This is a genomic window from Lysobacter sp. CCNWLW3, assembly GCF_036697405.1.
GTDB lineage: Bacteria > Pseudomonadota > Gammaproteobacteria > Xanthomonadales > Xanthomonadaceae > Lysobacter.
The window spans coordinates 1-24323 of sequence record NZ_JBAHWA010000012.1; the positions used below are offsets into that span (position 1 = coordinate 1).

General features: G+C 68.3%; 24 protein-coding genes. 16 read left to right on the forward strand and 8 right to left on the reverse strand.

The window, feature by feature from the left end; genetic code table 11:
- Window positions 1-242: 242 nt before the first annotated feature.
- From V1318_RS16305 to V1318_RS16315, 3 genes are read left to right on the forward strand one after another with little or no spacing between them, the layout of a single operon-like run.
- Window positions 243-1259 carry a phosphotransferase gene (locus V1318_RS16305; protein WP_332940782.1) on the forward strand — a complete coding sequence of 339 codons (1017 nt, stop codon included), beginning with the start codon at window positions 243-245 and terminating at the stop codon, window positions 1257-1259.
- The gene (gene murU, locus V1318_RS16310) at window positions 1256-1963 is read left to right on the forward strand and encodes an N-acetylmuramate alpha-1-phosphate uridylyltransferase MurU (RefSeq protein ID WP_332940783.1); all 708 of its coding nucleotides are present in this window, start codon (window positions 1256-1258) and stop codon (window positions 1961-1963) included. Before V1318_RS16305 ends, murU begins: the two co-directional genes overlap by 4 nt.
- Window positions 1960-2520, forward strand: a complete 561-nt coding sequence (locus V1318_RS16315) for an RNA 2'-phosphotransferase (protein ID WP_332940784.1) — start codon at window positions 1960-1962, stop codon at window positions 2518-2520. Before murU ends, V1318_RS16315 begins: the two co-directional genes overlap by 4 nt.
- A gap of 26 nt (window positions 2521-2546) precedes the next feature.
- On the opposite strand, the gene V1318_RS16320 is transcribed toward V1318_RS16315, so the two are convergent.
- From V1318_RS16320 to V1318_RS16335, 4 genes are all read right to left on the reverse strand, one after another.
- Window positions 2547-2888, reverse strand: coding sequence for a hypothetical protein (locus tag V1318_RS16320; RefSeq protein WP_332940785.1), 342 nt, complete (start codon window positions 2886-2888; stop codon window positions 2547-2549).
- 106 nt (window positions 2889-2994) lie between these two features.
- On the reverse strand, window positions 2995-3690 hold the full coding sequence (gene hda, locus V1318_RS16325; RefSeq protein WP_332940787.1) for a DnaA regulatory inactivator Hda: 696 nt from the start codon (window positions 3688-3690) through the stop codon (window positions 2995-2997).
- A gap of 10 nt (window positions 3691-3700) precedes the next feature.
- Entirely contained in the window at window positions 3701-4852 is a 1152-nt protein-coding gene (locus tag V1318_RS16330) for an AI-2E family transporter (protein WP_332940788.1), read from the reverse strand.
- A gap of 75 nt (window positions 4853-4927) precedes the next feature.
- Window positions 4928-6001 (reverse strand): DUF2066 domain-containing protein, encoded by a 1074-nt coding sequence (locus V1318_RS16335; protein WP_332940789.1) that lies wholly within the window; start codon window positions 5999-6001, stop codon window positions 4928-4930.
- Between the two features lie 161 nt (window positions 6002-6162).
- Here V1318_RS16335 and purM point away from each other — a divergent pair, with 161 nt between their 5' ends.
- The 7 genes from purM to V1318_RS16370 all read left to right on the forward strand — a co-directional run bounded on the left by purM (window position 6163) and on the right by V1318_RS16370 (window position 11239).
- Window positions 6163-7191, forward strand: a complete 1029-nt coding sequence (purM, locus tag V1318_RS16340; RefSeq protein ID WP_332940878.1) for a phosphoribosylformylglycinamidine cyclo-ligase — start codon at window positions 6163-6165, stop codon at window positions 7189-7191.
- 129 nt (window positions 7192-7320) lie between these two features.
- Window positions 7321-7932 (forward strand): DUF2238 domain-containing protein, encoded by a 612-nt coding sequence (locus tag V1318_RS16345; protein ID WP_332940791.1) that lies wholly within the window; start codon window positions 7321-7323, stop codon window positions 7930-7932.
- The gene (locus V1318_RS16350; protein WP_332940792.1) at window positions 7929-8405 is read left to right on the forward strand and encodes a hypothetical protein; all 477 of its coding nucleotides are present in this window, start codon (window positions 7929-7931) and stop codon (window positions 8403-8405) included. The genes V1318_RS16345 and V1318_RS16350 overlap by 4 nt, the downstream gene beginning before the upstream one ends.
- 143 nt (window positions 8406-8548) lie before the next feature.
- Window positions 8549-8956 (forward strand): DUF4259 domain-containing protein, encoded by a 408-nt coding sequence (locus V1318_RS16355; RefSeq protein WP_332940793.1) that lies wholly within the window; start codon window positions 8549-8551, stop codon window positions 8954-8956.
- A gap of 109 nt (window positions 8957-9065) precedes the next feature.
- On the forward strand, window positions 9066-9728 hold the full coding sequence (gene purN, locus V1318_RS16360; RefSeq protein WP_332940794.1) for a phosphoribosylglycinamide formyltransferase: 663 nt from the start codon (window positions 9066-9068) through the stop codon (window positions 9726-9728).
- 99 nt (window positions 9729-9827) lie between these two features.
- The gene (locus V1318_RS16365; RefSeq protein WP_332940796.1) at window positions 9828-10541 is read left to right on the forward strand and encodes a DUF3108 domain-containing protein; all 714 of its coding nucleotides are present in this window, start codon (window positions 9828-9830) and stop codon (window positions 10539-10541) included.
- Window positions 10541-11239 (forward strand): DUF3108 domain-containing protein, encoded by a 699-nt coding sequence (locus tag V1318_RS16370; RefSeq protein ID WP_332940797.1) that lies wholly within the window; start codon window positions 10541-10543, stop codon window positions 11237-11239. Before V1318_RS16365 ends, V1318_RS16370 begins: the two co-directional genes overlap by 1 nt.
- 343 nt (window positions 11240-11582) lie before the next feature.
- Here the strand turns inward: V1318_RS16370 and V1318_RS16375 are convergent, their stop codons facing one another.
- The 4 genes from V1318_RS16375 to V1318_RS16390 form a co-directional block, all read right to left on the reverse strand.
- Window positions 11583-11945 carry a hypothetical protein gene (locus V1318_RS16375; RefSeq protein ID WP_332940798.1) on the reverse strand — a complete coding sequence of 121 codons (363 nt, stop codon included), beginning with the start codon at window positions 11943-11945 and terminating at the stop codon, window positions 11583-11585.
- Window positions 11942-15892 carry a DUF4329 domain-containing protein gene (locus V1318_RS16380; protein WP_332940799.1) on the reverse strand — a complete coding sequence of 1317 codons (3951 nt, stop codon included), beginning with the start codon at window positions 15890-15892 and terminating at the stop codon, window positions 11942-11944. Before V1318_RS16380 ends, V1318_RS16375 begins: the two co-directional genes overlap by 4 nt.
- Before the next feature lie 1099 nt (window positions 15893-16991).
- The gene (gene murA, locus V1318_RS16385) at window positions 16992-18248 is read right to left on the reverse strand and encodes a UDP-N-acetylglucosamine 1-carboxyvinyltransferase (protein WP_332940800.1); all 1257 of its coding nucleotides are present in this window, start codon (window positions 18246-18248) and stop codon (window positions 16992-16994) included.
- Between the two features lie 110 nt (window positions 18249-18358).
- Window positions 18359-18598, reverse strand: a complete 240-nt coding sequence (locus V1318_RS16390; RefSeq protein WP_056182837.1) for a BolA/IbaG family iron-sulfur metabolism protein — start codon at window positions 18596-18598, stop codon at window positions 18359-18361.
- Window positions 18599-19075: 477 nt separating this feature from the next.
- On the opposite strand from V1318_RS16390, the gene V1318_RS16395 reads away from it, so the two are divergent.
- From V1318_RS16395 to V1318_RS16420, 6 genes are all read left to right on the forward strand, one after another.
- Window positions 19076-20092: a KpsF/GutQ family sugar-phosphate isomerase gene (locus V1318_RS16395; RefSeq protein ID WP_332940801.1), complete on the forward strand. Its 1017-nt coding sequence runs from the start codon at window positions 19076-19078 to the stop codon at window positions 20090-20092.
- Window positions 20093-20194: 102 nt separating this feature from the next.
- Window positions 20195-20743 (forward strand): HAD hydrolase family protein, encoded by a 549-nt coding sequence (locus V1318_RS16400; protein WP_332940802.1) that lies wholly within the window; start codon window positions 20195-20197, stop codon window positions 20741-20743.
- A gap of 11 nt (window positions 20744-20754) precedes the next feature.
- Window positions 20755-21303: an LPS export ABC transporter periplasmic protein LptC gene (gene lptC, locus V1318_RS16405; RefSeq protein ID WP_332940803.1), complete on the forward strand. Its 549-nt coding sequence runs from the start codon at window positions 20755-20757 to the stop codon at window positions 21301-21303.
- Window positions 21284-21811 carry a lipopolysaccharide transport periplasmic protein LptA gene (gene lptA, locus V1318_RS16410; RefSeq protein ID WP_332940804.1) on the forward strand — a complete coding sequence of 176 codons (528 nt, stop codon included), beginning with the start codon at window positions 21284-21286 and terminating at the stop codon, window positions 21809-21811. Before lptC ends, lptA begins: the two co-directional genes overlap by 20 nt.
- The gene (lptB, locus tag V1318_RS16415) at window positions 21811-22530 is read left to right on the forward strand and encodes an LPS export ABC transporter ATP-binding protein (protein WP_091631967.1); all 720 of its coding nucleotides are present in this window, start codon (window positions 21811-21813) and stop codon (window positions 22528-22530) included. The genes lptA and lptB overlap by 1 nt, the downstream gene beginning before the upstream one ends.
- A gap of 97 nt (window positions 22531-22627) precedes the next feature.
- Window positions 22628-24070: an RNA polymerase factor sigma-54 gene (locus tag V1318_RS16420; RefSeq protein ID WP_332940805.1), complete on the forward strand. Its 1443-nt coding sequence runs from the start codon at window positions 22628-22630 to the stop codon at window positions 24068-24070.
- Window positions 24071-24323: the final 253 nt, after the last annotated feature.

Below are 24323 nucleotides of genomic sequence, written 5' to 3' on the forward strand. Positions count from 1 at the left end.
CGCGATCGCGGCTCACGCCGCTCCCACAGAAAGCCAGCTCACCCGAAACCAACGACGCAGCCCGAGTTCGCGGTCGCGGCTTGCGCCGCTCCTACAAAGGGGCTCGGGCAAGAGAAAGTGGCCCGCACGCGCAGCGGAAGACGCCTTCGATCCCGACGGCGAATCGGCCACCCCGCATACCTCCACCCCCACCTCAGCGTTTACCCTGTCCCCCTGGCGGCCCACCCCCGCCCGGAGCCCGCATGTCCCACCCCGAACACCTCGACCGCACCGACGCCCGACTGGACTGGGCCCGCGCCGCCACCGGCGACCGCCGCCTGCAACTGCAACGCGCCTCGGTCGACGCCGGCTTCCGCAGCTACTGGCGCGCCGCGCCCGACGCGGCCGGCATGCCGGCCAGCGTCATCGTCATGGACTCGCCGCCCACGCTGGAAGACGTGCGGCCCTGGCTGCGCCTGCGCGCCCTGCTGGAAGACGGCGGCGTGCGCGTGCCGCGGGTGCTGGTGGAGGATGCCGATGCCGGCTTCCTGCTGCTGGAGGACCTCGGCGGCCCGACCCTGGCCCAGATCATCGACGCCGACAGCGCCGACGCCCACTTCGATGCCGCGATCGAGCAGTTGCTGAAGCTGCAGGCGATCGCGCCGCCGCCGGGCATGGGCGAGTTCGGCGAGGCCCTGCTGCAACGCGACGCCGGCCTGTTCGAGGAATGGTTCCTGCGCCGCCACCTGGGCCTGGAGCTCGACTGCGGCGACAGCGAGCGCCTGCAATTGGTGCAGCGCCGGCTGATGGACAACGCGCTGGCGCAGACCCAGGTACTCACCCATCGCGACTTCATGCCGCGCAACCTGATGCCGGTGCAGCCGGGCCCGGCCGTGCTGGACTTCCAGGACTGCGTGCGCGGCCCGGTCGCCTACGACGCGATCAGCCTGTTCAAGGACGCGTTCCTGAGCTGGCCGCTGCAGCGCGTCGACGGCTGGCTGGCGCGCTACCACGAGCGCGCGCTCGCCGCCGGCGTGCCGGTGCCGGCGCTGGCACGTTTCCGCCGCGACGCCGATTGGCTGGGCGTGCAGCGCCATCTCAAGATCCTGGGCATCTTCGCCCGCCTGCACTACCGCGACGGCAAGGCCAAGTACCTGCCCGACGCGCCGCGCTTCATCGCCTACCTGGACGAAGTGCTGCCGCGCTATCCGGAACTGCAGCCGCTGGCGGAGCTGCTGGACACGCGTATCCGTCCGGCGCTGGCGAGGGCCGCGGCATGAAGGCGCTGATCTTCGCCGCCGGCCTCGGTGAGCGCATGCGTCCGCTCACCGACACCACGCCCAAGCCGCTGCTGGTGGTCGCCGGCAAGCCGCTGATCGAATGGCACCTGGAGAAGCTCGCCGCCTGCGGCGTGCGCGAGGTCGTGGTCAACACTTCGTGGCTGGCCGAGCAGTTTCCGCGCGCGCTCGGCGACGGCGCGCGCTGGGGCCTGCGCATCGTCTATTCCTACGAAGGCGCGACGCCGCTGGAAACCGGCGGCGGCATGCTGCATGCGCGGTCCCTGCTCGGCGACGCGCCTTTCCTGCTGGTCAACGGCGATGTCTGGACCGATGCCGATTTCGCGCGCCTGCCGCGCGAACCGGAAGGGCTGGCGCACCTGGTGATGGTCGACCACCCGCCGCAGGCGACTCAGGGCGATTTCGCGCTGGACGACGACGGCCTGGTGCGCAGCGACGGCGCGCATCGGCTGACCTATGCCGGCCTGGGCGTGTATCGCCCGCAGTTGCTGGACGACTGGCGCGCGCACAGCCGCGACGCGGGAGCCGATGAGACGCCGCCGCGCTTCCGCCTGGCGCCGATTCTGCGTGCGCACATGGCCGACGGCCGCATCCGCGGCGAACACCATCGCGGCCGCTGGACCGACGTGGGCACGCCGCAGCGGCTGGCCGAGCTCGACGCGGCCTTGCGCGCGGGCGGCGCGTGAGTCCGGAGCTGACCCGGATCAGCAAGCTGCTCGGCCTGGTGCTGCGGCATCGGCCCGAGGCCATCGGCCTGCGCCTGGACGGCGAAGGCTGGGCCGACATCGGCGAATTGATCGCCTGCGCCGGCGCCCACGGCCGCAGGATTTCGCGCGAACAGCTCCAAGCCGTGGTGCGCGACAACGACAAGCGCCGTTACGCGATCAGCGACGACGGCCAGCGCATCCGCGCACGCCAGGGTCATTCGATCGAGGTGGATCTGGGCCTGGAAGCGCGCGAGCCGCCAGCGCTGCTGTACCACGGCACCGCCACCCGCCACGCCGATTCGATCCGCGAGCAGGGCCTGCTCAAACGCAGCCGTCAGCACGTGCACCTGTCCGCCGACGAGGGCACCGCCCGCGCCGTCGGCGCGCGCCATGGCCCGCCGCTGGTGCTGCGCATCCGCGCCGCCGACCTGCACGCGCGCGGCTGCGTATTCCATCTTTCGGAAAACGGCGTCTGGCTGACCGATGCGGTGGCGCCGGAGTTCATCGACTGGCCTGGTGAGGCGGCGGCGTCCTAGGTCACTGCTGCGATCGCAGCGGCTGCTCAGGAAATCCAGGCGCCCATGTACAGCGCCATGAAAGAAGCCATCGCGGCGATCACGGTCGCTACGACGCGCGGCATGGACAATAGGCGCCAGATGCCCAACACACCCGCTGCAGTCGCGACGCTCGCGACCACCGCCCATGTGCCGTAGCCCAACTTTCCAGCCGCACCGTCATCTCTCACGATCACCGAAGGGGTCGCCATCGCCAGCACGCTGGACAGGAGCAGCAGCGAGAGTGCCGTTACGGCGAACGTCGCCCAGGATCGGCGCAACGCCAAGGTTAGGCCGAGCGAGGATATAGCCGGAACGAAGCTGACGAAGCACCCGAACTCATACGACATGGTGTCACCTGGGAATGCTGCTGAATCGCTGGCGCTTCGTCGGTAGCAGGTGTTTAGACAATCGTCTGCCCAGCGTCAAACCGGACAGGCCGGTGTGCAGATCGCCTCAGCGCTGCTCCAGCGTCTGCTTCAGGAACGGCACCGTGATCCGGCGCTGGGCCGCGAGCGAGGCGCGGTCGAGGCGGTCGAGCAACGCGGTCAGGCCGGCCAGGTCGCGGTCGACGCGCTTGAGCAGCCATTCCAGCGCGGCTTCTTCCAGCACCAGGCCGCGGCGCTGCGCGCGCTGGCGCAGCACTTCGGCGCGGCCGTCGTCGTCCAGCGGCGACAGCGCGATGCGCGCGCATTGCGACAGGCGCGAGCGCAGGTCGGGCAGGCTCAGGGCGAGGCCGTCGGGGGCTTCGCGGGCGGCGTAGATCACCGCCGCGCCGGCGGCGCGGGCGCGGTTGTGGGCGTCGAACAGGGCGACTTCGTCCTCGCGCGTACCGGCGATCGCGTCCAGGCCGTCCAGGGCCAGCAGGTCGTTGCCCTCCAAGGCCTCCAGCGCATCGCGCACGCGCCCGGCCGCGGCGATCAGCGGCAGATAGGCGGCGCGGCGTCCGGCGGCCTCGGCCGCGGCGCAGGCGCCCAGCAGCAGATGGGTCTTGCCCACGCCCGCGGGCCCGGCCACGTACAACCAGTCGTTGCTCGGTCCTTCGGCCAGCGCGCGCACTTGCTCGATGCTGCCCGCAGGCGCGGCGACGAAGGTATCCAGTCGCTGGTCCGGCGGGTAGCGCAGCGCCAGCGGCAACTGCTTCGCACTCATTACGGCAGGCTCACTCGGGTTCGCGCTCGGCCGGGGCCTGCACGATGTGCGGACCCGGCTCCAGCAGGATCGTCGACGGCGTACCCGCGTACAGGCGGCTGCGGGTGTAGCGTTCCTGGGCGTAGCGCAGCAGCACGTTGGCCACCGCCGCCACCGGCAGCGCCAGCAGCATGCCGAGGAAGCCGAACAGCTGGCCGCCGGCGAGCACGGCGAAGATCACCGCCACCGGATGCAGGCCGATGCGGTCGCCGACCAGCTTGGGCGTGAGCCAATAGCCTTCGATCAACTGGCCGATGCCGAACACGGTCAGCACGCCGGCCACGTACTTCCAGTCGCCGTACTGGACCAGCGCGGCGATGGTGCCCAGGATGATACCGCTGGCCGGGCCCAGGTAGGGCACGAAGGTCAGCAGGCCGGCGATCAGTCCGATCAGGATGCCCAGGTCCAGTCCCACCGCCCACAGGCCCAGGCCGTACATCACGCCCAGGATCAGCATCACCAGGAACTGGCCGCGCAGGAAGGCGCCCAGCACATCGCTGGACTCGCGCGCCAGGCGGCCGACGGTGTCGAGGTGGTTGCGCGGCACCAGCGAGGCCACGCGCGCGACCATCAGGTCCCAGTCGCGCAGGAAGAAGAAGGTGATCACCGGCAGCAGGGCGATGTTGGCGGCCATGCCGATCAGGGCGAAGCCCGAACGCGACAGGTAACCCAGCAAGGTGGAGGCGACGCCGCCGGCGCGCTCCCAGTTGCTGCGCAGCAGCTGGGTGATGTGCTCCAGGTCCAGCCAGGCGGTGATCTCCAGCCCGGTGCGCGCTTCTACCCACGGCAGCGCGGTGTTCATGAACCAGTCGCGGTAGCTCGGCAGCGAGGCGATCAGGGTGGTGATCTGGCGCTCGATCAGCGGCACCAGGATCACCAGCACCAGCAGCACCAGCAGCGCCATCGCGGTGAACACCAGGGTCACGGCGACGTTGCGCGAACGCCCGGCGCGTTCGAGCCGGTCGACCAGCGGATCGCCCAGCCAGCCCAGCAGGGCGGCGACCACGAACGGGGTCAGGATCGGCGCCAGCAGCCACAGCAGCCAGCACGCGCCCAGGCCGAGCGCGGCCCATTGCAGGCGGCGCAGGAATTGGGCGATGTCGTGCAGGGGGGTGGTTTCCATCCGGGGGTCCTATCGGTTCCGAGCGGGCGGCGCGCCGGCGGGCGGCGCGTCGCGATTGGGGCTCAGCCTGGCCGGTCAGCGCAGGCGGTAGACCGGCGGCTGCCCTTCCAGGCCTTCCTGCGCCTCGAGCACGTCGTCGCCCTCGGTCATGCGCTTGAAGCCGGGCATGCCGGAAATCAGCTCCAGCTCGAACTCGACCCCGTCGGGGTTGGCACGCACCGGTGTGATCCGGCGCACCACGGCCAGGCGCTGCAGGTAGCCGGACAGACGGATGAAGTCGTCGCTGCTGCTGATGCCGGTGAAGGTGATGCGGTAGTTGCCCGGCGGGCCGGCCGCGGTGCCGCGCTTGGCGTAGCGGCGCATCAGGGCGTCGGCGGCGCCGTCGGCGCCGCCGGCCATGGCGCGGCGGGCGTCGGCCTCCTCGCTGGTCCAGGTCGACAGCACCTTGCCGCCGTCGACGAAGATCCAGTCGGCCTTCCAGCCGGCCTTGGAGCGGTAGAGCTTGCCGATCAGCTGCATCGGCGGGCTGTAGCGGGCCGAGGCGCGCGCGACCGCGGCGCTGTCGCCGCGCCAGATCGCGCCGACCGCGGCCTGTTCAGCTGCGTTGCCGGTGGGCAGGCCGAGCCGGTAGCCGCGCTCGATGGCCCGGTTCAGGGTCGAGCGGGCGGCGTTGGCCTGGGCCAGGCCGACCAGGCGCGGGCCGCTGCCGTCGTCGATCGCCAGCCACAGCACCGGCTTGGGACGCGGGGTCGGCCAGACCGGCAAACCCAGCACCGAGGCCAGGCTGTCGACCTGGGACTGGTCGAAATTGACCACCAGGGTGGTGCGGTAGCTGGGCGCCCCGGTCGGGCCCACGCCCTCGTCCTGGCGGTAGTCGTAGCCGGACACGTAGTCCTTGGCCCGGCGCAGTTCCTGGCCCACGCCCGGGCGCGCGGCCGCGCCGCGGTCGCCGGACAGCTTGCCCAATACCTGCGCCAGCGCGCGCGCGAAGCCGGCGTTGCGCTCGGCCTCGCCCTGGCCGTTGACCGGCACTTCGGCCGCGTAGACGCCCTCGGCCTTGGCGCGATCGCCTTCGACACGCTGCGCCCAGGCGGCAGAGCTCGCCAGCAGCAGGGTCGCGACCAGTAAAACGCGGATTGCCCGAACCATCGCTGTCCCTAGATAGGTGCGTAATGGAGGAAATGGTGCCGTAGTGGGGCCGTAACGTCCATTCGCACGCTCCGCGGCTGGTAAAATGTCGGGCTACTCCTCCCCACTCGCGCCCCGCCGGAGCCGCCGTGACCGCTTCCATCCCCGACGCTCCCACTCCCCTGACCTACCGCGATGCCGGCGTCGATATCGACGCGGGCAATGCGCTGGTCGAACGCATCAAGCCGATGGTCAAGCGCAGCTTCCGCCCCGAAGTCATGGGCGGCCTGGGCGGTTTCGGCGCGCTGTTCGACCTGTCTGGCAAGTACCGCGAGCCGGTGCTGGTCTCGGGCACCGACGGCGTCGGCACCAAGCTCAAGCTGGCCCAGCAGCTCGGCCGCCACGACAGCATCGGCATCGACCTGGTCGGCATGTGCGTGAACGACGTGCTGGTGCAGGGCGCCGAGCCGTTGTTCTTCCTCGACTACTTCGCCACCGGCAAGCTCGACGTGGACACCGCCGCGGCCGTGGTCAGCGGCATCGCGACCGGCTGCGAGCAGTCCGGCTGCGCCCTGATCGGCGGCGAGACCGCCGAGATGCCCGACATGTACCCGCCGGGCGAGTACGACCTGGCCGGCTTCACCGTCGGCGCGGTCGAGAAGTCGCAGTTGCTCGACGGCAGCCGCGTGCGCGAGGGCGATCTGCTGATCGGCCTGGCCTCCAGCGGCCCGCATTCCAACGGCTATTCGCTGATCCGCCGCATCTACGACCGCGCCGGCCGCCCGGCCGACACCGACCTGGGCGGGGTCAAGCTGATCGACGCGCTGATGGCGCCGACCCGTTTGTACGTAAAGCCGGTGCTGGAACTGCTGCGCGCCAACGGCGGCCAGCACAAGATCCACGCCATGGCCCACGTCACCGGCGGCGGCCTGACCGAGAACATCATCCGGGTGGTGCCCGACGGCCTGGGCCTGGACATCGACGCCGCGTCCTGGGAACTGCCGCCGGTATTCCAATGGCTGCAGCGCGAGGGCGCGGTGACCCAGGAAGAAATGTGGCGCACTTTCAACTGCGGCATCGGTTTCGTGCTGATCGTGGCGCCGCAGGACGCCGCCGAGATCGAAGCCGAGCTGCAGCGCATGGCGCTGGCCAACTGGCGCATCGGCCGGGTGGTCGCGCATGCCGACGGCGAACGCGTGCACTTTGGTTGAAGCAGAAGTGAGCGCAGAGGAGAGAGGAGTGAGCAGGAGCAACATCCTGGCGGCGCAGCCGCTTTCGCTCACTCCTCACTACTCCAAACTCACTTCTCGCCTTTCCACGCTCAACCCTTGCTCCAACCCATGAATGCCATCAAGAAGACGGCGCTGGCCGCGGTCCTGGCCGTGTTCGCGGTCAGTTGGATCGACCCGACCAGCCCCTTCGAGCAGGGCATGCACAGCGTGCTGACCGTGGTCGGCCTGGCCTGGCTGTGGCTGCACAACCGGCGCTGGCCGATGCGCGACAGCCACTTCGTCGCGATCTGCGTGTTCATGATCGCGCACTGCGTGGCCGCGCGCTGGCTGTATTCCTACGTGCCCTACGACCGCTGGATCCAGTGGCTGACCGGCGGCTGGTCGCTGGACCGCGCGCTGGGCTTCGAGCGCAACCATTTCGACCGCCTGATCCATTTCCTCTACGGCGTGTGCTTCGCGCCGGCGTTGCGCGAGTATTTCCGCCAGCGCTGGCCCGCGCTGAGCGCGCGCCAGGCCTTCACGCTCGCGGTCGCCGCGATCATGTGCAGCAGCCTGATCTACGAATGGATCGAATGGGCGATCGCGCTGGGCATGTCGCCGCAGGATGCCGAGTCCTACAACGGCCAGCAGGGCGATGTCTGGGACGCGCACACCGACATGTTCCTGGCCACGCTGGGTGCGTTCGCGGCTTGGCCGCGCGGGCGCCGCGACCGGACATGAGCGCGGGCGAGCGGCCGCCGCCCCTGCAGGACTTCGAGCGCCGCCTGGCCGCGGTCGACTGGAACGCCTGCGCGCGACCGCAAGGCAGCGACGCCGCGCAAGTGCGCGCCGCGCTGTCCCAGGTCCTGCACGCGCACGACCGCGCCAGCAGCGAAAGCGCCTACCAAGCCGTACTGTCCGCGCTCGCCGACCCGCACGCGGGCAGCTACCACGCGATCGCGCTGACGGCGCTGCCGTGGCTGGGCGAACTGATGCAACACGGCCAGGGCCGGACGCGCAGCATCGCCCTGGAAGCCTTCTTCGATCTGGCGTTCTCGTTCGAGCCCGCACCCGGCCAGCAGGCGCTCGCGCCCGAATTGGCGCGTTTGGCGCGCACCTGGCGCCCGGCGCTGGAAGCCATCGCCGCCCAGGGCGGCGCCGACGCGGTCGTCGCCCACCAGGCCCTGCTGACGTTGGAACCGGGACCGGATTGAGTCCGAGCCGCTCGCGCGCCCGCGCCCCGGGCGGCGAACGCGCGCCACCCCGGCTTTCTTGCGACACTGGCCCCACGCAGGCGGCTTGGCCGCGCCCGCGCCGACCCACCACACGGCACTCGGCCCGCCGTCACGGAGGACGCATGGGCGCTTGGGGCATCGGTTCGTTCGACAACGACCACGCCAGCGATTGGCTGCTGGACCTGATCGAGGGCGACGACCTCGCACCGATGCGCGCGGCGATCGCGCAGGTGCTGGCGGAGGACGACTACCTGGATTCGGACCTGGCCGTCGAGGCGCTGGCCGCGATCGAGGTGCTGGCCGCGACCCTGGGCCGCCCCACCGTCGCGATCGGCGAAGAAGAGGAATTCCAGGCCTGGCTGGCGCGCCTGCAATTGCAGGGCGATCCCAGCCTGGTCCCCGGCGCGCTGCGCGCGATCGAGCGCATCCTGGCGCCGGAATCGGAACTGCGCGAGCTCTGGGAAGAAACCGAGGACTACGCCGACTGGTGCGCGGATGTGGCGCGCCTGCGCGCGCACGTGAGCGCCTGATCCGCGCGGCCGCATGAAGTTCGCGGCCGCGCCCACCGACGCACCGCCGGAACCGCGCCAGCCGCAGCGGATCGCCTAAAATGCGGGCCCGCTCCCGAATCCCGCCCGCATGCCCCAGCTTCCCCGGATCGCCGTCCTCGCCTCGGGACGCGGCAGCAACCTGCAGGCGGTGCTGGACGCGATCGCGGACGGCCGCCTGGCCGCCGAGGTGGTCGGGGTGTGCTCCGACAAGCCCGGCGCGGCGGCGCTGCAACGGGTGCCGGCCGCGCTGCGCTGGAGCGATGATCCGCGCGGCTATGCCTCGCGCGAGGCCTTCGACGCCGCGCTCGCCGACGCGGTCGCGGCCTGCGCGCCGGACTGGGTGCTGTGCGCGGGCTACCTGCGCATCCTCGGCGCGGCCTTCGTGGAACGCTTCCGCGGCCGCCTGCTCAACATCCATCCCTCGCTGCTGCCGCGCCATCGCGGCCTGCGCACGCATGCGCGCGCGATCGAGGCCGGCGAGCGCGAACACGGCGCCAGCGTGCACTTCGTGATCCCCGAACTCGACGCCGGCGCGGTGATCGCGCAGGCGGTGGTGCCGATCGCCGTCGACGACGACCCCGAGACCCTGGCCGCGCGCGTACTTTCGGTGGAACACCCGCTGCTGCTGGCCACCCTGCAGCTGGCGGTCGCGGGCCGGATTGCTGAACAGGGCGCAACCGTCACCCTGGACGGTCATCCGCTATTTACCCCCCTGCGTTTAGATTCCGCCGGAAATTCCCTGAACCGCTGAAACCCGAGCGCGTCTTCCCAGGTCCAATCCCCGCACGGTCCCCACCGCGCCCTATCCGCCCGTCCGTCGACGCCCTCGCGCCCAAGGCCTTCGCTCCCGATGAAGTCACTGTTGCCCCTGCTCGCAGCCGCCCTGCTCGGCGCGCTGCTCCCCGGACGCGCCCGTGCGCTGGAACCGTTCGTGGCCGACTATCAGGTCTACAACAGCGGCAAGGTGCTGGGCGACGCGACCATGCAGGTGGTGCCCTCGGGCAGCCACTGGCGCATCGACCTGGATATCCGCGCCGAGCACGGCATGATGGGCCTGGCCGGCGCCGCCGCCCAGCAGAGCACCGTGTTCGATCTGGTCGGCGACGCCTACCGCCCGCTCAGCCAGGCGCTGGTGCGCAAGGTGGTGTTCTCCAAGCGCCAGGTGATCGGCCTGTACGACTGGAACAAGCGCAGCGCGCGCTGGACCGGCGACGTCAAGGAAAGCCGGCAGAAGCCGATCGCGCTGCAGGACGGCGACATGAGCGGCCTGCTGATCAATCTGGCGGTGATCCGCGACGCCCAGCCCGGCAAGACCCTGAACTACCGTTTCGTCGACGGCGGCCGCGCGCGCCCGCACCAGTACGTGGTCGCGCAGGAGCTGGAAAGCGTCTCGGTCGCCGACATGGGCTACAACGCCATGCGCGTGAACAGGGTCCAGAGCGGCAACGAAGAGACCGTGATCTGGGTCGTGGAAGGCGTTCCGACCCCCGTTCGCATACTGCAGCGCGAAAACGGTCAAGATACCTACGACCTGCGTCTGGTCGAATACCGAGGAGTGCACTGATGATCACGACCCCCAAGGTTCCGTCCCCGCGGCTGTCGCTCTGGCTGCTGGCCGGCGCGCTGGCGCTGACCAGCCTGCCCGCGCTCGCGATCAAGCCTTTCAGCGCCGACTACACGGCCAGCTACATGGGCATGCAGGGCAACGGCCGCATGACCCTGGCCGCGGCCGGCCCGGGACGCTGGAAGTACAGTCTGGAGGTGACCAGCGCGCTAGCCAACCTCAGCCAATCGACCGTGTTCGAGGACAAGGCCGGGCAATGGCGGCCGCTGTCGGGCAACGACAGCAGCAAGGTGCTGACGCGCGGCAAGAACAAGACCGCCACCTACGACTGGGGCCGCGGCGTGGCGACCTGGGGCGGCGACGTCAAACCCGACCGCGCCGGCCCGATCAAGCTGCAGGCCGGCGACATGGACGCGCTGCTGATCAACCTCGCCCTGGTGCGCGACGCGCTGGCCGGCAAGCCGATGAGCTACCGCATGGTCGAAGACGGCCGCGTCAAGCAGCTGACCTACACCGTCGCCGGCAAGGAAAACATCGACATCGGCGGCAAGAGCCAGACCGCGACCAAGGTCACCAGCACCAACGGCGACAAGCAGACCATCGCCTGGGTCGTGGACGGCATGCCGGTGCCGGCGCGCATCCTGCAGCGCGACAAGGGCCAGGACGCGATCGACCTGCGCGTGCGCGGCGTGCGCTGAGGCGAGTCTGGTTTCACAAAAAAGCCCCGCTTCTGCGGGGCTTTTTTTGCGCTCGAAGGATCGACCGCTATAACGATCGACCCCGCACAAGAACGCTCGACGCACGCAGCGTTGGACGCAATGAAAGGTGCCGACCTGGCCGGGCGGGATTAGCGAAGAGCGGGCCTGAGCCATGGGTCAGCGTCTCGGATCTATCGCGTCTGCGCAGCCGGAAAATTCTGAATCGGATGTCAGACTAATGCGGAACTGTGGGTGCCCTCGACCTCTTCCTTCCTCGATCCCTCCCTCGTTCAGGTCTCAACGCTCGCCGTCATGAAGGAATAGCGGCGCCCAGTCTCGACTGCTATTGAGCCACATAGCCCGTCAGAACTTCTTTATTTCCTTTGTCGACGTAATAGCATTGCAAGCCACCAAGCACTGGCTTGACCGCCTTAAAACAAACCTCCCAATACTTTCTCTTCCCAAGCTTGGCAAGGAACTGCTTCGCATACTCATCCTGATCCGGTCCTCGCACTCCGATAGTGTTGTTTCCATCTTGTAACTCTAAAACGGAATGCAGTTCGTACCCAGATAAAGAGATCTTCAGACTTTCGGTGTAGTGCTTTGAGATAGCTACCGGATCCGCAAGCCGCCCTGTCTCCTGCTTACTCGAACAGCCAGCACATATGAGAAAAGCAAACAGTATTTTGAGCGGAAAGTAATTCATAGCCTTCCTCGTGTCTGCGGATTTTTTGATCCATTCTGGTAGTACCAAAACTGGTTGTAGGGCGTAGCCATATAACCATCAATGCCACGTTCGTCAGCGTAACCCATGTCGCCGTCCGAAAAAACGTGTGGCCGCAGAAGGAAACTCCATGAGCCTCCACCTGGATGCGTGTGCCAATACGCTGACCACTTGGCACAAGGCGGGCACCGGCCAGCTCCTACTGGATCACATGTATTGATAGTTCCAACCCACGGCCCCATATAAAAGAAACCACCCGCCCTGTCTTGGCAAATAACACCGCATATCTCCAGACCAAGATCCTGAGAAACGGGATTAATGTAACGAAGAATATGCCTTGCAGCATCATGTTGAACCTTGAACCTAGGCCTGTCCTTGGCGCAATCACCATCTTCACAATCTTCTGAAAGTCCGAGCTTGTCGGTCTTTCTAAGTGGCATGCTATTTACATACATGTAAGTACCAATGCCGCCCAGCAAGCCCGCCGGATCACTCTGCATGTATCTGCCAGTCGAACTTTCGTAGTTTCTGTAGTAGTTGTAGTTGAGCTCGCTTGCGCTGTCGTAGCGCTGCCCCGGGAACCGCAGATCGAACACGAACGCGGTGCCGTTATTGTCCGGGTCTTGATTCGGCGCACCGTCGCCGAAGGCTTCACTACCTAGCTGCCAGTTCCATACCGAATTTTCCGCCACCGGGTCGATCACGTTGCGTGGCGTACCCAGGTGGTCGGCCTGGACGTAGTGCAGCTTGTTGGTGTCGATCACGCCGATCGGCAGGTCGCCCAGCCAGATGACTTCCTGGATGCGGTTGCCGGCGTGGTCGTATACGCCGACCGTGTGCCCAGCTTCGTCGTAGCTTGCATAAGTCTGCGCAGTTGAGCTGGCAGTCGGATAGCGCCGCGTCTGCTCGCCCTTGCCGTTATAGGCGTAGTTCATCACCGCATTGCCGCCCTGCTTCACCTGGCCCATGCGGTTGGCCGCGGTGTAGATGAACTCTTTGGCGGTGCCGCCGATGGCTGCGGTATTGCCGACGGCGTCATACGTACGGGCGGTGGCGCCGACCTGCGACAGACGATGACTGGTAGTCGGGTACGTGTAGGTTTCGGTTGCACCACTGTCGGTCTTGCTGGTGCGGTTGCCGGTGGCGTCGTAGGTGTAGCCCTGCAGCAACGCGTTGGTGGTGCCGTCGCGGGTCTCGGTCAGGCGGCCGAGCTTGTCGTAGGCATAGGCGCGCAGCGGCGGCTCGGATTGATCGCCCTTGCGCAGCTTGATCAGGTTGCCGACGGCGTCGAACTCGTAGCCCAGGGACAGGCCGTCCGGGCCGACGTCCTCGATCACGCCGGGCTGGTAGTTCTGGTTATGGGTGCGCTTGAGGCGGCGGCCGTCGCCGTATTCCAGTTCGGCCACCGGGCCGAAGGGGTAGTAGGTGACGCTGGTCAGCAGCACCTGCGGGGCCTGGCCCGGCTGGGTGACCGTTGCGCCGCTGGGCTGGCCCAAGGCGTTGTGGGTGTAGTCCACCCGCATTCCGCTGGGATAGGTCACCGACGCCAGTTGGTTGGCCAGGGTGTAGCCGTAGACCAGGGTGAACACCTGCCCGTTGGTGGTCTGGACCTTGCGCACCACGTTGCCGCGGCGGTCGTAGCAGTAGCGGGTATTACCGCTGCCGTCGTCCATGCGGGTCAGGCGGCCGGCGCTGAAGGTCTCGCCGGTTTGGCAGACGGTCTGGGGGGTGTCGTAGGTGTAGGCGACGTTGAGCGACATGTCGCTGTAGGCGATACCTGTGACGCGGTTGAGGGCGTCGTAGCTGTAGGTCGCGGTCTCGTTGCGGGCGTCGGTCTGGGTGGCGCGGTTGCCGGCGCTGTCGTAGCTGTAGCCGGTGATGCCGGTGTCCGGGCTGGTCAGCTGGGTCAGGTCGCCCAGGCCGTTGTACTGGTACTGGGTGTTCAGGCCCTTGGGGTCGGTGACCTGGGTCAGACGGTCCAGCGCGTCGTACTGGAACTGGGTTTGGGCGTTGATGCCGGCGGTGTCCTGCAGGGTCTGCACTAGGCGGCCCAGCGGGTCGTAATTGTTGTCGGTGACGGTGCTCAACGCGTCGGTGACGGTGTCCAAGTTGCCGGCCGCGTCGTAGACGTAGCCGGTGGCATGGTTGTAGGCGTCCTTGCCGGCCTGGAGCTGACCCAGCTGGTTGTAGACGCGCGACAAGGTGCGCAGCCGCGTGCCGCTGCTGTCCTTGGTGTCTTCCTGGGTGCGCTGGCCGGCGTTGTCCAGGGTGTAGACGATCTGGTTGCCGGCGTTGTCGGTGACGGTGGTCAGGCGGTGCGCGGCGTCATACCCGAACGTGGTGGTGGTGCCGTCGGGCTGGGTGATCTTGTTGACCAGGCCGGTGAGCGTGTACTCGTAGCGGGTGATCGAGTCGTCGGTTTCGCTGCCGGCGTTCGGGCCGCGGACCTTCTGCGCGGTGAGCCAACCGCGCGGGTGGTACTCCATATCGGTGACGACGCCGTTGGGGTCTTTGACCGACAGCGGACGGCCGGCGCCGTCGTAGACCAAGGTCTCGGTGACCTGACCCAGCGCGTTGGTGACCTTCCACAGGTCGCCCTTGCGGTGCGGGCAGGTGGTTGGGGCGCTGACACAGGTAGCGTCGTCGCTGGCGTAGTAGGTGAACTGAGTGGTGTCGGCGACGTCAGTGCGCGGGCCATCGATCGAGGTGACCAAGCCCAGCAGCGGGCAGGTGCCGGCGGTGATGTCGGATTGCTCGCAGTAGGCCGTCGCGCTGGTGCGGGTGTTGGCCGGCACCGCCGGATCGATGGCGGTGGAAGTCAGCGCCTGGCCGCGAGCGTTGTAGCTGTAGTCCTGCTTGGCGAGGAGTGCGCCGCTGGCGGTGTAGGTATGGCGCTGCGTGGGCAGGTCCAGGGCCATGTCCCATACCGTCGTCTCGCTGCGCAGGCGGGTGCTGGTGGCGGCCAGGGCATCCGTCGCCGGGCATTGGGAAGTCGTAGCCACCGGGTAGTCGTAGCGGGAGATCACCCGCAGCCAGTCGGCGTCGTAGTAAAGACAAGTCAGCTGATCACCCCGGCTCCGGGCGGTTACGTTCGACTTGGTGTCGTAAACGTTGCCGGCCGCGACGGATGCTCCACCCGCCCCCGACTCCACGCGCTGGGTAGGCACCTGCACGCCGAACCGGGTCTGGAACTGGAACTGGATATTGCCGCCCAGCGGAGTGGCGACATTGACGTTGGTGCCGTCGGTACCGTAGTTCACGGCATAGCGGTTGACGCCACCGGCATGCTCGGTGGTGACGGCGCGGCCGTTGCCGTCGTAGGTGAACGTGGCGTACGCCACGCCGTTGTGCGCCACTTCAGTCAGGTACCAGCTGTTGACGATCTTGATGTAGCTGTAGGACGTGACCGACGCACCCTGCGTGACGCTGGTGAGCTGCTTATTGGCATCGTAGGCGTAGACGATAGCCTGCCCGTCGGGCAGGTCGATCCGGCTTAGCAGGCCGGCAGCGCCATAGGTCAGCGTGGACACGCGACCGCTGGCATCGGTAACGGAGGTCACATTGCCGGCGGCGTCGCGCTGATAGGTCGCCACCACGCGGCCATCGCGGACATCGCGCTGCAGTCGGCCTTGGGCGTCGTAAATCTCCTGGGCGTTGCCCGGCTTGCGCAGCTCCCAGAAGCTTTGGCCGCCCACTTGGTAGGGGTTGAGCCGGTATTGGCGTAGGTCGTCCTCGGGTTTCCACTGGCCGTTCCCGTCGTGGGTGAACGCCAGGGAACGCCCGTCCTCGCGCATCACCAGCGCCGCCTGGAACTGCGACGGGCGCGCCTCGCTGACGACCAGCTCGCGCGTCAGGTCGGAGAACCAGGAACCACCAAAGGGGTTGGCCGAACCGACGAAGGTGGGAAACGAGTTGTAGCCACGCGCCAAGCTCAGTTGCGCGGTCAGTTCGTCTCGCGCGCGCTCGATCTTGACGCCATTTCCACAAGAGATAGGGTTGCCGACGTCCGCACAATGCCGATTGGGCTTAGCGGGCGCCTTCCACGATGTGTATCGAAGGCAGGTGAACTCGCCCTTTAGATAGTTATAGCCGTGAGGGCAGAATTGCTTGGGCGCAATGTAGTTCTGGCGGAAAACGTTGTACTCCGTCTGCCCCGTCGAACGATCGGTTTCGTCGTAGTAACAACCTATGCCGGAGGTCGGATGGGTCCCGTATCTGCCGTTGGCATAGGTGATCGGCGGTTGCAGCGAGTTGCGGGTAAGGGACTCGCCCACCAGACGGCATGCCAAGTCCCGATCGGCATAGAGCCAGACTTTGCCGTCGATTCCGGCTTGGTACATCGTGAAGGAGGGCAGCAGGTGCTCCTGCGCCCAAGCGTTGGCCGTTGCGCAGAGCAACACCGCGAGCGCGAGGGTTCGTGTCATCCGTTTCATTTTGGTCCCCGACGCATGCAATCAGTCGACATGATCGCGGCCGAACCGCACACCGCACAAGGCATAACGGTTGTGCATTCATGGCGCAGTCGGCGGCGGGGCACGATGCCTACCCCGCACGCGCTGCTCCGGACCCGCTCATTCCGCTAGTGGGCAATCAAGCTTCTGGAACGCGGGGCGGGAATTCGATGAAGCACAGGGTTAGCTGCAGATGCGTAGGCGCGCGGACGAATGCGCACCGCAGTTGTGGCAGCAAGGCAGGGTTGCGATTCGGCAAGCGCGGCGGCGCTGGGGAACGCCGCACTATGGATGCAAGCGCATTGGATGCGGCCTTCTTTCACAACGCTGCGATAAACGGCTCGTCGTTGCAGTCTGCGACTGTAGCGATGGAGCTTTGGTCTGGAGCGATCCAGTTCGTCGCCGCAATGGTGCGGCATTCAGCCGCAGCGCCGCAGTTCAAAACCGCTGCGGTGCGGCGACCGCTGGCGGCACTGCGGCAAGCAGGTTCAAAGTCCCGCGCTAACGGATCGACCACCCCATAACGAAAGCCCCGCCGTAGCGGGGCTTTCGATCGGCTCGCCGTCAACCTTGAGGATCAACTCACGCGACGGATCTTGGCACCCAGCTTGGACAGTTTCGCCTCGATGTTCTCGTAGCCGCGATCCAGGTGGTAGATGCGGTCGATCGTGGTTTCGCCGTCGGCGACCAGGCCGGCCAGGATCAGCGAGGCCGAGGCGCGCAGGTCGGTGGCCATCACCGGGGCGCCGCTGAGTTTCTGCACGCCGCGGATCACCGCGGTGTGGCCGTCGACGCGGATGTCGGCGCCCAGGCGCAGCAGTTCGTTGACGTGCATGAAGCGGTTTTCGAAGATGGTCTCGTTGATCACGCCGGCGCCTTCGGCGATGCAGTTGAGCGCCATGAACTGCGCCTGCATGTCGGTCGGGAAGGCCGGGTACGGCGCGGTGGTCAGGTCGACCGAGCGCGGGCGGCGGCCCTGCATGTCCAGGGTGATGCGGTCGCCGTCGACTTCGATGACGGCGCCGGCATCGCGCAGTTTGTCGAGCACGGCGTCGAGGGTGTCGGCGCGGCTGCGGGTGGTGGTGACGCGGCCGCCGGTCATCGCGGCGGCGACCAGGAAGGTGCCGGTCTCGATGCGGTCGGGCAGCACGTCGTGGCTGCCGCCGTGCAGGCGTTCGACGCCGTGCACGACGATGCGGCCGCTGCCGGCGTGCTCGATGTTGGCGCCCAGGGCGTTGAGGCAGTCGGCCAGGTCGACCACTTCCGGTTCCATCGCAGCGTTCTCGAGCACGCTGGTGCCCTCGGCCAGGGCCGCGGCCATGAGCACGTTCTCGGTGCCGGTGACGCTGACCACATCGAAGACGAAGCGCGCGCCCTTGAGGCGGCCGTTGCGATGCGCCTTGATGTAGCCATTCTCGACCGAGATCTGCGCGCCCAGGGCCTGCAGGCCCTTGATGTGCTGGTCGACCGGACGCGAACCGATCGCGCAGCCGCCCGGCAGGGAAACCTCGGCCTCGCCGTACTTGGCCAGCAGCGGGCCCAGCACCAGCACCGAGGCGCGCATGGTCTTGACCAACTCGTAGGGGGCGACGTGGCTGTTGACCGTGGTCGGGTCGACGGTGATGGTGGCGCCGTCGGTGACCACGCCGGCGCCGAGTTCGCCCAGCAGCTTGGCGGTGGTGACCACGTCGTGCAGGTGCGGCACGTTGCGGATGGTCACCGGCGCGTCGGCCAGCAAGGTCGCGCACAGGATGGGGAGCACGGCGTTCTTGGCGCCGGAAATCTGGACTTCGCCGTTGAGCGGCGGGCCGCCTTCGACCACGATCTTCTGCATGTTTTCTCGCCGGGAATCGGGAATGGGGAATCGCTGAGCGGGGCTATCGGACGGACTGGGATCGCGAGGGACTCGGAACACGACGAAAGCGCTTTCCGATTCCCGGCTCCCTATTCCCGATTCCCTGCCTCTTCGGGGGTCAGGGTCTTCAGGGCCAGGGCGTGGATTTCCCCGCCCATGCGCTCGCCCAGGGTGGCGTAGACCAGGCGGTGGCGGGCCAGCGGCAGCTTGCCGCGGAAGGCCTCGGCCACGACGGTGGCTTCGAAATGCACGCCGTCGTCGCCGCGCACGTCGGCGCGGGCGCCCGGCAGGCCCTGTTCGATCAAGGATTGGATGGTTTCGGCGTTCACGTTCGGGACACAGCCTTGGAATCGGTCGGAGGACGACGGCGCGACGGTCGGCGCGATGCTGCGCGCGGCCCGGCGAGCCGTGGAGGATGGGAATGCCGCTGGGCGGCCCGCCTTGCGGAGGTCGAAGCGCGCCCGTCCGGGGTTTGCCTCGCGTCGCCCGCCCGGGACCGGCCCGGGCGCGCTCGCGGCGCCACCCGCGCTTGCGTGCGGATTTCGCCACGCGGCCAGTCCCTGGCCGCGCTAGCTGGGCGTTTGCGACGCCCGGCTAGACGGGCATTCAGCGGACGAACCGCATAGAATTCACGGATTAGCCTAGCGGAAAGCCCCGCGGTCCGGAATGGCGGCACGGGAACGGCCCGTCCCACCGGCCTGCCAGCCGCGCCCAGCGGCGAGCCGGGCCCGCCTGGGCGCCGCCGCCCGCCGGCCCCCCTCCGACCCGGAGCGCCCCGCCGCCCCGTACCCAAAGCGAATCTGCCGATGACGATCTCCCCCCTAAGCGCGGCCTCGGCCCCGCACCCGGTCTCCGACGCCGGCCTGGCCGCCAGCGGCCGGCGCGTGTTCGAGATCGAGGGCCAGGCCCTGGCCGCGGTCGCCGAGCGCATCGACGGCGCCTTCACCGCGGCCTGCCGGCTGATGCTGGAAGCGCGCGGGCGGGTGGTCTGCACCGGCATGGGCAAGTCCGGCCACGTCGCCCGCAAGATCGCCGCGACCCTGGCCTCGACCGGCACCCCGGCCTTCTATGTGCACCCGGGCGAGGCCGGCCACGGCGACCTGGGCATGATCACCGACGCCGACATCGTGCTGGCGCTGTCCTACTCGGGCGAGAGCGACGAAGTGCTTATGCTGCTGCCGGTGCTCAAGCGCCAGGGCAACAAGCTGATCTCGATGACCGGGCGCGCCCAGTCGACCATGGCCCGCGAGGCCGACGTCCATCTGGACGTCAGCGTGCCGGCCGAGGCCTGCCCGCTGGCGCTGGCGCCGACCTCCAGCACCACCGCCTCGCTGGCGATGGGCGACGCGCTGGCGGTGGCGCTGCTGGAGGCGCGCGGCTTCACCGCCGACGACTTCGCCCGCTCGCACCCGGCCGGCGCGCTGGGCCGGCGCCTGCTGCTGCACATCACCGACATCATGCACGCCGGCGACGACGTGCCGCGCATCGCCGCCGACGCCAGCGTCAGCGAGGCCCTGGTGGAAATGAGCCGCAAGCGCCTGGGCATGACCGCGGTGGTCGACGCGGGCGGGCGCCTGCTCGGCCTGTACACCGACGGCGATCTGCGTCGCACCCTCGACGACCCGGGCGTGGACCTGCGCTCCACCCGCATCGTCGAAGTCATGACCCGGGCGCCCAAGACCATCGGCCCCGAGGCCCTGGCGGTGGAAGCCGCCCAGCTCATGGAAACCCACAAGATCAGCGGCCTGCTGGTGGTGGACGCTGAACAGCGCGTGGTCGGCGCCCTCAATATTCATGACTTGTTGCGCGCTAGAGTGGTTTAAAGGCCGAGATTGGGGATTCGAGATTCGGGATTCGAGATCCCGAGCCGAATTCCGGCACCGCCTCTTCCAATCCCGAATCCCCAATCCCGAATCCCAGCTCTGATGCCCTATAGCCACCTCAACGACTACCCCGCCGAGATCCGCGAACGCGCCGCCGGGATCCGGCTGGCCTGCTTCGACGTCGACGGCACCCTGACCGACGGGCGCCTGATCTACGACAGCGACGGCCGCGAACTCAAGGCCTTTCACGTTCACGACGGCCAGGGCCTGGTGCTGCTGCGCAAGGTCGGCATCGCGGTGGCCTTCGTGACCGCGCGCGCCAGCACCATCGCCGAGCAGCGCGCGGCCGAGCTGGGCCTGGAAGCGCACACCCGGGTCGCCGACAAGCTGGCCTGCGTGCGCGAGATCGCCCAGCGCCTGGGCCTGGGCATGGACGAGGTCGCCTTCATGGGCGACGACCTGCCGGACCTGCGCGTGATGGCCCACGTCGGGCTCGCCGTCGCCCCCGCCAACGCCCACCCCTGGGTGCGCGAGCGCGTGCATTGGCGCACCGGCGCCCAGGGCGGCCGCGGCGCCGGGCGCGAACTGTGCGACCTGCTGCTGGCCGCGCAGGGCCATGCCGAGCGCCTGCTGGCGCAGGTGCTGGAATGAGCTGGCGCGGCATGATCACGGTCTTTCTGCTGCTGGGCGCGCTCGCCAGCGGCTGGGCGCTGTGGTCGCAGCGCAACAAGGACCACGGCGGCCCGGCCGGCGGCGGGCGCTCGGACTACGTGCTCAACGATTTCGAAGTGGTGGTGCTGGACAAGCAGGGCAAGGAGTCCTTCACCCTGCGCGCGCCCAAGCTGGTGCGCGACCCCAACGTCAAGACCATGGACATCGCCACCCCGACCTTCCTGATCCCGCCCTCGGCCGATGCCGGCGGCGCCTGGGAAGTGCGCTCCAAGGCCGCCTGGGTCAGCGCCAAGGCCGACGAGGTGCGCCTGCGCGGCGCCGTCCAGGCCGACAGCACCAATGCCGGCGGCAAGCCGATCAGCATCACCTCCGAGGAACTGAACGTGTTCCCCGACACCAACAAGGCGACTTCGGCGGTTCCGGTTAAGGTGGTTCAGCCGGGCACTATAATGACCGGCTCGGGATTGCAGGCCGATCTCGATACCAAGAACGTCAACATCCCCAACGTCAAGGTCCGCTATGAAGCGAAAGCCCGCTAAGCCGCAGGTGCTGTGCCTGGTCCTCGCCCTGCTGGCGGCCACCGCGGCGCATGCGCGTTCTTCGGACCGCAACCAGCCCATGGACGTCGGCGCCGACCACAGCAATTGCTCGGTCGCCAGCGACACCGGCCCCTGCCTGCTCACCGGCAACGTCAAGATCGTCCAGGGCACCCTGGTCATCAACGCCGCCAAGGCCGACATCAAGCGCGCCGACGGCGACATCAGCTACGTGACCCTGACCGGCTCGCAGGTGACCCTGAAGCAGCAGCTCGACGACGGCTCGCCGTTCAACGGCCGCGCCAACAAGGTCGACTACGACATGCCCAAGGACACCGTGATCCTCACCGGCAACGCCTACGTCGACAAGGCCGGCGATACGATCAAGAGCGAGCGCATCGTCTACAACATGAAGACCGGCCAGATCGAGAGCGGCGGCACCGGCGGCCGCGTGAACCTGCGCCTGCAGCCCAAGGGCAAGCCCGCCACGCCGGCCAAGGGAGGCCGCTGATGCTGGTCGCCCGCGGCCTGCGCAAGGCCTACCGTTCGCGCGAAGTGGTGCGCGACTTCGGCCTGACGCTGGACGCCGGCGAAGTGGTCGGCCTGCTCGGCCCCAACGGCGCCGGCAAGACCACCTGTTTCTACATGATCGTCGGCCTGGTCCCGGCCGACGCCGGCCAGATCGTGCTCGACGGCAAGGACATCACCAGCGAGCCGATGTACGCGCGCGCCAAATACGGCGTCGGCTACCTGCCGCAGGAACCCTCGGTGTTCCGCAAGCTCAGCGTGGCCGACAACCTGCGCCTGGTGCTGGAACTGCGCGAGGACCTGGACCGCAACGGCCGCGAGCGCGAACTGGCCAACCTGATGGACGAGCTGCAGGTGACCCACGTCGCCGAGCAGATCGGCGCCAGCCTGTCCGGCGGCGAGCGGCGCCGCGTGGAAATCGCGCGCGCCCTGGCGGCGAAACCCCGCCTGATGCTGCTGGACGAACCCTTCGCCGGCGTCGACCCGATTTCGGTCGGCGAGATCCAGCGAATCGTGCGCCACCTCAAGAATCGCGGCATCGGCGTGCTGATCACCGACCATAACGTGCGCGAGACCTTGGGCATTTGCGACCGGGCGTATATCCTCAACGAAGGCGGCGTGCTCGCGCAGGGGGCTCCGGACGCGCTGCTGGCCAATCCCGACGTCCGTCGCGTGTACCTGGGCGAAACCTTCCGCCTGTAACCTTAGCTCGATTGCGCAGGGTTCCAGGCGTCGTTTTCGCCAGCACTGGAACGCGCGTGCGGCCGCCCGCCCTATCAGGTCGCGTTAGACACCGAGCATGAAGCCCCGCCTCCAAGCCTCGCTAGGTCAACAGCTGGTGATGACGCCGCAATTGCGTCAGGCCATCCGTCTGTTGCAACTGTCGGCGGTGGAACTGGAAGCCGAACTGGTCACCGCGGTGGAAAGCAATCCGCTGCTGGACTGGACCGAGACCGCGATCAGCGTCAGCAACGGCGCCGACGGCAACAGCGCCGGCGACGAGCGCGAGAGCGCGCCGGAATCCTCCGGTGAAGACCGCGACATGCTGCCCCCGGAAGCCGACTGGGGCGCCAGCGATGGCGAACCCTGGTACCAGCGCATCGGCCCTTCCGACCAGGACGACGACGGCCCGATGGCTGAACAGGTCGCCGACGCCGACACCCTGCACGACCACCTGCTGTGGCAGCTGCACCTGAGCCCGCTGACCGCGCGCGACCGCCTGATCGGCGTGTCCCTGATCGAAGCCATCGACGACGACGGCTACCTGCGCGAGCCGCTGGACGCGATCGCGTCCTCGCTGGGGCCGGCCATCGACGCCGGCGTGGACGAGCTGACCACGGTGCTGCACCAGATCCAGCGCTACGACCCGGTCGGGGTCGGCGCGCGCTCGCTGGGCGAATGCCTGCGCCTGCAGCTGAGCCAGCTACCGGCCGACACGCCCGGGCGCGAGCTCGCCAACCGCCTGGCCAACGGGCCTTTGGAGCGCCTGCCCAAGGTCGGCGTGGCCGGGCTGGCCAGCGAGCTCAAGCTCGAGGTCGCCGAGGTCGAGACCGCGGTCCAGTTGCTGCGCTCGCTGGACCCGCGCCCGGGCGCGCAGATCGGCGCGATCGCGGCCGATACCTATGTCGCGCCGGACGTGGTGATCTGGCGCCAACACGGCCTGTGGCGGGTCGCCCTGGCCGACGGCATGCGTCCGCGGGTGTCGATCCACCGCGGCTACGAGGGCATGATCCGCCATGCCAGCGCGGCCGACGCCAGCTATCTGCGCGGCCACCTGCAGGAAGCGCGCTGGCTGCTCAAGAGCCTGGAAGCGCGCGGCGACACCCTGCTCAAGGTCACCCGCTGCCTGCTCAAGCAGCAGGCCGCGTTCCTGGAATTCGGCGACAGCGCGCTGCGCCCGCTGACCCTGCGCGAAGTCGCCAACGAGATCGGTCTGCACGAATCCACGGTCTCGCGCGCGATCTCGCGCAAGTACGCGCGCACCCCGCGCGGGACCATGCCGCTGCGCGCCTTCTTCGCCTCCGGCATCGACACCGGCGCCGGCGGCGAGGCCTCCAGCACCGCCATCCAGGCCATGAGCCGGCGCCTGATCGAGGCCGAAAACCCGCGCAAACCGCTGTCCGACGCCCGCCTGGCCGAAACCCTCAAAGCCACCGGCGTGCCGGTCGCGCGCCGCACCGTGGCCAAGTACCGCGAGGCGATGAGCATTCCGTCGTCGCAGGACCGGGTGCGAATGGCTTGAGGCCGGGCTGGGGGAGCTAGCCCGCCCACCCCATTCCCCGCTGCCCTCATCCGCCCTGCGGGCACCTTCTCAGCCTTGCACACCCTGCGGGCGCCGCAAGCGGGAGAAGGGATCAGCCCTCGAACGGATCCTCGCGCGTGGAGCATCGCCGCCGCGCGTGGAACATTCGCAGCGCTTTATTAACTTCGTTTTCACCCGCCCACCCGACTTTGGTCGCAGTCCACGCGAAACCCTCATCGGATCAACGCTTTTC